At 34.1% G+C, this 2,277-nt stretch carries 2 protein-coding genes; one reads left to right on the forward strand and one right to left on the reverse strand.

The features are described 5' to 3' along the window. Positions 1–201: 201 nt before the first annotated feature. Positions 202–837 (reverse strand): esterase/lipase family protein, encoded by a 636-nt coding sequence (locus tag F6K22_RS39070; protein WP_293110342.1) that lies wholly within the window; start codon positions 835–837, stop codon positions 202–204. A 305-nt stretch (positions 838–1,142) separates the two neighbouring features. Here F6K22_RS39070 and F6K22_RS39075 point away from each other — a divergent pair, with 305 nt between their 5' ends. Next, on the forward strand, positions 1,143–1,946 hold the full coding sequence (locus tag F6K22_RS39075) for an EamA family transporter (protein WP_293110344.1): 804 nt from the start codon (positions 1,143–1,145) through the stop codon (positions 1,944–1,946). The last annotated feature ends 331 nt before the right edge of the window (positions 1,947–2,277 follow it).

Consider the following 2,277-nt stretch of genomic DNA (forward strand, 5'->3'; position numbering starts at 1 on the left):
CTTACCCCCACTCTGAGGCAATACACTATCTGTGGGGACAGCTACCAGATATGGGGGTCCTGCCTAAGTCCTGTCTAACTCTTCAATACTTTTGTGTGGTTGTAGTTTTAACAATCTCAGTATGGCGTTCGCGGAGCGTTGCGGAGCGCAGTATCGCCCAACTTTTACTGTTTATCCCTTAATTTATCAGGTTTAATTTTATTATACCGATGCTACCGGATTTGATATAACACCCTGAATCCCTGGGTTAGCACTATCTCTATCCACAACTAAAACTCCTTTGATAGACTGAGTTTCATAAAATACCTCAGTTTTAATTCCCAATTTCTCAACATTTTCTGTATACCATTCATTAAGTTTGCTTAACTGAGACGTATGCGCTTTTAGTTCCTTAACATTTACTGTAGTTCTCGTTAAGACATCGAATTTATCAATAAAATCAGCCAAATATGAGCCTTGATGGGGAGTAGACAAAAAAACAATCCCTTTAGTCTGTTCAATAAAGACTTCTTTATGATAAAAATTTTGAGCTGTATTAATTACTTCTTTGACAACCAGACCACCCATAGTATGAGTCACAAATATCAGTGGGCGAGTGCCTATACCCTTAATATCCAGATATTTCAGTAAATTACTTGCTTGGTCAAAAAGCGACATTCCCTGACCAGAATATTTAGAGCGAGGGGCAATATATCCAAAAGTCCAGACATTAACATCTATTCCATCTGCTTGTAGTTCTTCTCCCAACCAAAACGGCCAAAAGTCCAAATCTTGAATTATCCCTTTTGCCTTGAGGATGCCATGTCCCCCAGGGATGGCCAGCCAAACCATGAACAAAAACAATATCACCTCTAGGCTGAGAATTTTCACACTTAAATACTGGTAATAAACCAGACATCTTCTCTTCTGTCATATTATTTTCAGTATAAGAAATATATTTTCGCAGAAATTTCCGCAGTTAACTTTCATTATATTTCAGGAGGAGCTACACCAATTCCGAAAAATAATGCTATACTTCCTCAAGGCTTCAGTTATTAAGTAATTAAGTAAAGTTTAGCAATGTTTTTAAGGATTCTAGGAAAAGAGGGTAATTACTACTTACTTATTCTTAAAAACTCTACTCTCCTACTTCCCTAATTCTTATGGCAAATTTAATCTTACTATTTCTGTTGAATATTACCCAGATTTTAGGAGATATTTGGTTAAGTAAAGCCATGAAACAATTTGGGGAAGTTAATCTAGTTAATTCTGAAAGTTGGATACCATTAATAATTTACTTACTAACAAATTTTTGGATTTGGTTAGGGGTATTTTTTCTGATGCTTTCTCTGGGTTTATATCTAACTGTTATTTCTAAACTTGACCTGAGTTATGTACTTTCCATGCACTCTTTAACTTATTTGTTAAATGCTTTATTTGCTTGGTTGATTTTAGATGAAACAATTTCAAATATCAGATTAATCGGAACTTTGATTATAACTATTGGTGTATTAATTGTTGGTTTAAGTAAAAGTCTATATGAAGATAGAAAAAATCAGGATTTTAACCTGGCTTTGGTGGGATTATCTTTGAGTTTTTATCAGTCTAAAACTTGGTTAGCGATCGTTATTATTGCTTTGGCTGATTCAACTGGAGATTTATGTCTTGCTAGAGGGATGAAACAAATTGGAGAGGTAAATTTAAAATCTATCAAAAGTCTATTTCAGCAAATAGGTGAAATTATCATAAATCAGTTAATTATTGTTGGAGTTTTTTGTCAAACAATTGCTTTTTTATCATTCATTTCGGTGTTAAGTTGGGCAGATGTTAGTTTTGTCCGTCCGGCAACAGCATTAACTTATGTTTGTAGTATTTTAGGCGCGAAGTTTTGGTTAAGAGAAAAAGTTTCTCTAGGTAGATTTATCGGCATTATTTTTATTGTTATTGGTTTGATAATTAATAGATAAATTAAATGTTTGTCATTGCGACGGTCACTCCGTGGAAGGAAGCAATCTCAAGATTATTTTTATTGTTATTGGTTTGGTTATTAATAGATAAGAAATAATGGATAATGAATAATTGATAATGGATAATTAGGATTTGCTGATTCTCTAGAAAAGAGGGAACAGGGAATCAGGGAATAGCGGGGATAATTGATAATTTATCCATAATAAGTAGGTCGGCGGGAAAATTTCTCACTATGTAACGAAAAGTTACATTAAAGTTCAAGAGTTAAATTTAATACGTTCTGTACTGTATTGTCCTCTTTCTCCCCTCCCTATCACTCCATCCATGACT

Source organism: Okeania sp. SIO2F4, from assembly GCF_010672385.1.
GTDB lineage: Bacteria > Cyanobacteriota > Cyanobacteriia > Cyanobacteriales > Microcoleaceae > Trichodesmium.

Coding starts and splice junctions, on each gene's coding strand:
- F6K22_RS39075 (WP_293110344.1), top strand. CDS start 1,143: ATGGCAAATTTAATCTTACTATTTCTGTTGAATATTACCCAGATTTTA.